Annotated in this window: 5 protein-coding genes; all 5 read left to right on the top strand. The window is 70.3% G+C overall.

Features of this window, described 5'->3' with window-relative positions; translation table 11 throughout:
- The first annotated feature begins 267 nt into the window (after positions 1-267).
- The 5 genes from E1288_RS18435 (at position 268) to E1288_RS18415 (ending at position 6261) form a co-directional block, all read left to right on the top strand.
- Positions 268-1911: a thiamine pyrophosphate-binding protein gene (locus tag E1288_RS18435; protein WP_132486673.1), complete on the top strand. Its 1644-nt coding sequence runs from the start codon at positions 268-270 to the stop codon at positions 1909-1911.
- Positions 1912-2094: 183 nt separating this feature from the next.
- Complete coding sequence (locus tag E1288_RS18430; protein ID WP_132486671.1) at positions 2095-2631, top strand: helix-turn-helix domain-containing protein; 537 nt, start codon at positions 2095-2097, stop codon at positions 2629-2631.
- A gap of 37 nt (positions 2632-2668) precedes the next feature.
- A complete protein-coding gene (locus E1288_RS18425) occupies positions 2669-3838 on the top strand; it encodes an aminotransferase class V-fold PLP-dependent enzyme (RefSeq protein WP_132486669.1) in 1170 nt (389 codons plus the stop codon).
- Position 3839: 1 nt separating this feature from the next.
- Positions 3840-5267, top strand: coding sequence for an amino acid permease (locus E1288_RS18420; RefSeq protein WP_132486667.1), 1428 nt, complete (start codon positions 3840-3842; stop codon positions 5265-5267).
- A 61-nt stretch (positions 5268-5328) separates the two neighbouring features.
- Positions 5329-6261, top strand: a complete 933-nt coding sequence (locus tag E1288_RS18415) for a lipid kinase (RefSeq protein WP_132486665.1) — start codon at positions 5329-5331, stop codon at positions 6259-6261.
- Positions 6262-6356 lie beyond the last annotated feature (95 nt).

Below are 6356 nucleotides of genomic sequence, written 5' to 3'. Positions count from 1 at the left end.
ACCCACCTGCGCCGCCGCCAGAACCAGCCCGACCACGTACGGGCCTTGTTCGGCAAGGAAGAAGTCCGCTACGCCGCCGACTAGACACGCCACAATTGCCCTACCCCTCAATATGTATGACCAATACACAGCGCTGGGGCTGTCCTCGCCAGACGACGCCTGAGAACCCGCGGCGGTGCAAGTTGCTTAGGTGGGCTAAGCGGCTACGCCGCTTCAAAGACAAAGACCGGGTTCAAAAACAAATAAGACAGACTGGGAAGGGACGAGATGAACGTCGCCGAGGTCGTCGGCCGCACGGTGGCCGCACTGGGCGCCGACCACGTCTTCGGCGTAGTCGGCAGCGGCAACTTCCACGTCACCAACGCACTGGTCGCCGCGGGTGCGCGGTTCGTGGCCGCCCGCCACGAGGGCGGCGCGGCGACGATGGCCGACGCGTATGCGCGCACCAGTGGCCGCCTCGGGGTACTTTCGGTGCACCAGGGCTGCGGGCTGACCAATGCGCTCACCGGCATCACCGAAGCGGCCAAGAGCCGGACCCCGCTGCTCGTGCTCGCCGCGGAAACGGCCTCCGCGGCCATCCGCTCGAACTTCCGGATCGACCAGGATGCGCTGGCCACCGCCGTCGGCGCCCGCGCGGAGCGGGTGCACAGCGCGGCCACCGCCGTCGATGACGTGGCGCGGGCGGTCCGGCTGGCGACCGAGGGCAGGCGGACCGTGGTGCTGAACCTGCCGCTGGACGTCCAAGCGGCGGAGTTCGACAGCGAACCGCACGTCCCGCAGCTCCCGGCGCTGAACCCGGTCGCGCCGTTCGCCGCCGCGGTGCGGGAACTGGCCGACCGGCTGGTCACCGCGCAACGCCCGGTCTTCATCGCCGGTCGCGGTGCCCGGCACGCCGGCGCCGAGCTGCGGGCGCTGGCCGAGGCCTGCGGGGCGCTGCTGGCCACCTCGGCGGTGGCGCGGGGTCTGTTCCGCGACGACCCGTGGTCGCTGGACGTCTCCGGCGGGTTCGCCACGCCGCTGGCCGCCGAGCTGATCTCCGGCGCGGACCTCGTCGTCGGCTGGGGCACCGCCCTGAACATGTGGACCACGCGGCACGGCAACCTGATCGGCGCCGGGTCCGCGCTGGTGCAGGTCGACGTCGAGAGCGAGGCGATCGGCGCGCACCGCCCGGTCGACCTCGGGGTGCTCGGCGACGTCGCCGCGACCGCCGAGGCGGCCCGGGCCGAACTCGCCGACCGCGGCGTCCGACCCGCCGGTTACCGCGATCCGGAGGTGCGGGAGCGGATCGCGAGCGCTGGTTCGTGGCGCGACGTGGCATTCGACGATGAGTCCACACCGGACGCCATCGATCCGCGCGCGCTGACCATCGCCCTGGACGCGCTGCTGCCCGAAGAGCGAGTGCTGGCGGTGGATTCCGGCAACTTTATGGGCTACCCGAGCATGTTCCTGCGGGTCCCCGACGAGCAGGGCTTCTGCTTCACCCAGGCCTTCCAGTCCATCGGCCTCGGCCTGGCCACCGCCATCGGCGCGGCGCTGGCCCGCCCGGACCGGCTGCCGGTCGCCGCGCTCGGCGACGGCGGAGCGCTGATGGGCATCGCCGAACTGGAAACGGCGGCCCGGCTCGGCCTGCCGATGGTGATCGTGGTCTACAACGACCACGCCTACGGCGCGGAGGTCCACCACTTCGGCCCGGACGGCCACCGGTTGGACACCGTCGAGTTCCCGGACACCGACCTCGCCGCCGCCGCGCGCGGCTTCGGCTGCACCGGACTCACGGTGCGCGCCGAGGCCGACCTCGCACCGGTGCGCGACTGGCTGAACGGACCGCGCGCCACGCCGCTGGTGATCGACGCCAAGATCGCCCCGGGCGAAGGCGCCTGGTGGCTCGTCGAAGCATTCCGCGGCCACTGACCCTCGCGGATTCGCGACGGGCCCCGGAGCCGGCGCAGGCTCCGAGGGTTCGTCGTCCCAGCGATTCTGTTCCAGCGCAAGCAATTCTGGCGCTCGGCGATCTGCGGTGCCGCGCTCTTGACTTCGTGCGTACGGGGATTCATTCTCGCTGAAATACTTCACCCACACCGAAGGCGCGAAGCCATGATCGGCCCTCACCTCCGGGAGTTGCGCCAGAAGCGCAACCTCACCCTCAAGCAGCTGGCCGAACTCACCGGCCTGTCCACCGGACTGCTCAGCCAGGTCGAGCGCAGCATCCACGACCCCAGCCTGGAAACCCTGCGACGACTGGCGAAAACGCTGGAAGTTCCGCTGTTCAGCCTCTTCGCCGAGGACGACGTGCAGCAGGTCGCCGTGGTCCGCCGCGAGCGGCGGATGAAGGTCGGCTCGCCGCACGGCGGGATCGGCTACACGCGCCTGTCCCCCGGATCGGGCCGCCTGGAGCTGCTCGAAGGCCGCCTGGAGCCCGGTGCCGCGTCGTCGGAGGAACCGTGGAGCCACCCCTCCGAGGAATGCGTGCTCGCCCAGGCGGGAGAGCTGCTGGTCGAGGTGGGCGACTCCCGGATCAGGCTGGAACCGGGCGACAGCTGCTACTTCGACTCGCGAGTCCCGCACCGCTTCATCAACCCGGGTACCGACACCGCCACCTTCCTGGTATCGGTGACCCCGCCGAGCTACTGACCCGGCCGAATCCGCACACCCGCAGAGGAATCGCACCGTGAACCCCACCCCGGCACAGCCCGCCGAGACCATCACCGACCCGGACCTCTTCCGCGCCTCCTTCCCGTCGCTGGCCGAGAACGTGCACCTGGCCAGTTGCAGCCAGGGCGCCGCCTCCTACCAGCTCAGCGACGCGCTCGCCGAGTTCCAACGCTCCATGCACGTGCACGGAGCGCCGTGGGAGATCTGGATGGACCAGGTCGAACAGGCGCGTCGAGGCTTCGCGAAGCTGATCGGGGCCGAGCCCGACGAGGTCGCGGTCCTGGCCAACGCCACCGAAGGCGCCTTCCAGGCGGCGTCGACCAGGTCCTACGCCGAACGGCCGCGCATCGTCACCACCGACATGGAGTTCCCCTCCATCGCGCACGTGTGGCTCGCGCAGCGCGCCCGGGGAGCCGAGGTCGTCCACGTCGGGGCCAAAGACGGGCAGGTTCGCACCGAGGACTACCTGGACGCGATCGACGAGCGGACCCGGCTGGTGTCGGTGCCGCTGGTGTCCTACCGCAACGGCCTCCGGCTGCCGGTCCGCGAGGTGATCACCCGCGCGAAGGAGCAGGGCGCGACGACGTTCGTCGACGCCTACCAGGCCGCGGGTGTGCACCGCATCGACGTCGAGGAGCTCGGCTGCGACTTCCTCGTCGCCGGCGCGCTCAAGTACGTGCTGGGCATCCCAGGCATCGCGTTCCTGTACGCGCGCCGCGGCGTGCAGGATGCGGTGGCACCGCAGCTGACCGGGTGGTTCGGCCGCGAGAACCCGTTCGCGTTCGATCCGCGCTCGGTGGACCACCCGGCGCGTGCGAGCCGCTACGAAACCGGCACGCCCGGCATCCCGGCCGCCTACGGCGCGAACGCGGGCCTGGACCTGGTCAACCGCCTGGACGCGACAGCGGTGCACGACCACGTCAGCGGGCTGACCCAGCGGCTGCAGGACGAGCTGCTGGTGGCGGGCGAGCGGCTCTGGTCGCCGACCGATCCGGCGTCGCGCGGGCCGCAGATCGCGCTCCTCGACGACGCCCCGGGCGAACTCGCCGCATGGCTCGCCGAACGCCGGATCGCGACCAGCCCGCGCGGCACCGTGCTGCGGATGTCCTTCCACTTCTACAACAACGAGTCCGATGTGGACGCCGTCGTCGCGGCCATCGCCGACTACCGCAGATCCGGGAGATGAAATGGACTCCACCACAGGCAGCGCCACCGAGGTGGGCACGACCGGCACCGGACTGCGCCGGCAGCTGACGCGCCGCCAGGTGACCATGATCGGGCTGGGCGGCGCGATCGGCACCGGCCTATTCCTGGGGTCCAGCCTGGCGATCTCGCAGGCCGGGCCGGCCACCGTGCTCGCCTACCTCGCCTGCGCGCTGGTCGCGCTGGTGATCGCCTGGGCGCTGGCCGAGATGGTGGTCCAGCACCCGGACGCGGGCGCGTTCGGCGCGATCGCGCACCGCTACCTGGGTCCGTGGGCAGGATTCGTGGTGCGCTGGACGTACTGGACCATCCAGGTGATCGCGGTGGGCGGCGAGCTGATCGCGGCCGGGATCTACACGCAGTTCTGGTGGCCCCAGTTGCCGTTGTGGCTGCCCGTGGTGGCGTTCTCGGTGCTCATCCTCGCGGTGAACGCGGGCGCGGTCGGGCTGTTCGGCACCTTCGAGTACTGGTTCTCGATGATCAAGGTCACCGCGATCGTGGTGTTCATCCTGCTGGCGCTCGCGCTGGTGACGGTCGGGCTGCCCAACGCCCAGCCCACCGGCTTCGACAACCTGGTGGCGCACGGCGGATTCCTGCCCAACGGGTGGACCGGCCTGTACCTGGCGATGGTGTTCGCGCTGTTCAGCTTCATCGGCACCGAGGTCGTCTCGGTGACCGCGGCCGAGTCGGAGAACCCGGAACGCGACATCCCCCGCGCGGCCCGGCAGATGGTGCTGCGGTTGTCCCTGTTCTACCTGCTGGCCATCGCCCTGGTCCTGACCGTGGTGCCCTGGACGACGGTCGCACAGAGCAGCGGGGTGTCCGAGAGCCCGTTCGTGACGGTCTTCGGCGCGGCCGGAATCCCGTTCGCCGCGCTGGTGATGAACTTCGTGGTGCTGACCGCGGCGCTCTCCAGCGCGAACACGAACCTCTACCTGTGCACCCGGATGCTGCACTCCCTCGCCGGGCACGGCTACGCGCCGCGCTGGACCGCCCGGTTGAGCAAGGGCGGGGTGCCGCGCAACGCACTGCTGCTCAGCGCGGCCGGGCTGCTCGTCGCCACCGTGCTGTCGGCCGCGCAGGGCAACGCCGCGTACCTGGTGCTGTTCGGGTTGTCCATCTTCGGTGCCCTGGCGGTGTGGATCCTCATCCTCGTCACGCACCTGGCGTTCCGGCGGACCCGCGCCGCGGCGGGCCTCCCGCTGCCGAAGGTGCGCCTGCGCGGCGCGCCGGTCACCGGAATCGCAGCGATCCTCTTCCTGGTGGCCATCCTGGTGTCCACGGCGTTCATCGACGACCTGGCGGTCGCCTGGTGGGCGGGCGTGCCGTTCTTCATCGTGCTGAGCGCGATCTACTTCGCCATCGGCCGGAAACCGCACAGGAGGTCTTCCGCGCAACCGGAGCGCAGATGAGTCTCGCGCCGGCTGCCTTTACACTGCAGGTGCAGGCAGGTTCGTCTCGTGAGGAGCGGTCATCACAACCGACGGTTCCACCAAGCGAGCAGCCCTGGTGGTGAATGCACGAGCCCGCACGGGCGCCAAGGCATACGCGCGGGCGATCGACAAGCTGCGCAGCCTGGGCGTGCCGCTGGACTCGACCTTTCCGCTGCACGATCCGGCCCGGCTCCCGGAGACCGTGAACTCGGCGGTGGACGCTGGCCACAACCTGATCATCCTCGGCGGCGGTGACGGCAGCGTCAGCTCGGTGGTCGACGTCCTCGCCCACCGCGGCGTGCCGTTGGGCCTGCTGCCACTGGGCACCGCCAACGACTTCGCACGCACCCTGCACATCCCCACGGATCTCGACCAGGCCTGCCGCACCATCGCACACGGCAGAGTGGTCGACATCGACCTCGGCCTCTGCGGGAACAACTACTACGTCAACCGCGCGTCTGTCGGTCTCGGTGCGGGCGTGGCCGAGGCGATGTCGCCGACGCTGAAGAGGTGGACCGGAGCACTGGCATACCCGGTGGCGACCGTCAAGGCATTGCTGCGCCACCGACCGTTCTCGGCGCGTCTGACGTTCCCCGATGGCGACCACGAGCCGCAGGAGCACCACGGATTGCTGCAGCTGTCGATCGCCAACGGCCGCTACTTCGGCGGCGGGCAGCTCGCGGCGCACGACGCCGGCATCGACGATGCGACGCTGGACATCTCCGTCATGCGGCACGGCAGCCTCCACGACCTGATCGCCGCTGCGCGCGATCTCAAACGCGGCGCGCTCGACAGCGAGCACGTTCGTCATTTCCGCACCAAACGGGTCGACGTGGCGACCGGGCCCGACCTTCCGATCAACGTCGACGGTGAACTCGTCGACGGCACCCCGCAACGCTTCTCGGTCGCGCGCGACGCTCTCCACGTCCTCGTTCCCCGAACCTGGAAGGACGCCAGCAACCCGGACTTCTAGGACGGCGGAGTTCGTCGCCGGAAGCGGAGACGGCGCTTCACGTTCCGCGAGTGGTCCACAACGGACGGATTTCCTGGAAAGCCCGTCCGATCAAC

Origin of the sequence: Saccharopolyspora elongata (genome assembly GCF_004348985.1) — a bacterium.
In the GTDB taxonomy this organism is placed as follows: domain Bacteria; phylum Actinomycetota; class Actinomycetes; order Mycobacteriales; family Pseudonocardiaceae; genus Saccharopolyspora; species Saccharopolyspora elongata.
Note: the sequence above shows the minus strand (reverse complement) of the source record. Positions and strands in the feature narration are given on the sequence as shown.

Coding starts and splice junctions, on each gene's coding strand:
- E1288_RS18430 (WP_132486671.1), top strand. CDS start 2,095: ATGATCGGCCCTCACCTCCGGGAGTTGCGCCAGAAGCGCAACCTCACC.
- E1288_RS18420 (WP_132486667.1), top strand. CDS start 3,840: ATGGACTCCACCACAGGCAGCGCCACCGAGGTGGGCACGACCGGCACC.
- E1288_RS18435 (WP_132486673.1), top strand. CDS start 268: ATGAACGTCGCCGAGGTCGTCGGCCGCACGGTGGCCGCACTGGGCGCC.